1 protein-coding gene is annotated in these 253 nt (G+C 46.6%); it reads left to right on the top strand.

Annotated elements, in window-relative coordinates:
• Positions 1–253, top strand: a 253-nt coding sequence (locus HJG58_RS18925; RefSeq protein ID WP_216076605.1) for a hypothetical protein, incomplete at both ends; no start/stop codon positions are given.

Genomic DNA, 253 nt, shown 5'->3' with positions numbered 1-253 from the left:
AAAGCGCACTAAGTGTTTTCTCGCTGTACCCGCAGTTGCGGGTACAGCGTCTTGTTACCTTCCTCACAAATTCACGCCAACAGCAAAATCCTCCATATCACCGCCCTTATATTGCAACGCATTTATCCGTTTGCCAGCGAATAATTCTCTCCATACCGAAACCCGGAGATCTGTCGATGGATAACAACAAACTGTCAGTAAAAGAAAAGATCGGCTATGGCATGGGTGACGCCGGATGCAACATTATCTTTGG

The organism is Acinetobacter geminorum, from assembly GCF_013009345.1.
Taxonomy (GTDB): Bacteria; Pseudomonadota; Gammaproteobacteria; order Pseudomonadales; family Moraxellaceae; genus Acinetobacter; species Acinetobacter geminorum.
This window is presented reverse-complemented; position numbering and strand designations above follow the sequence as displayed.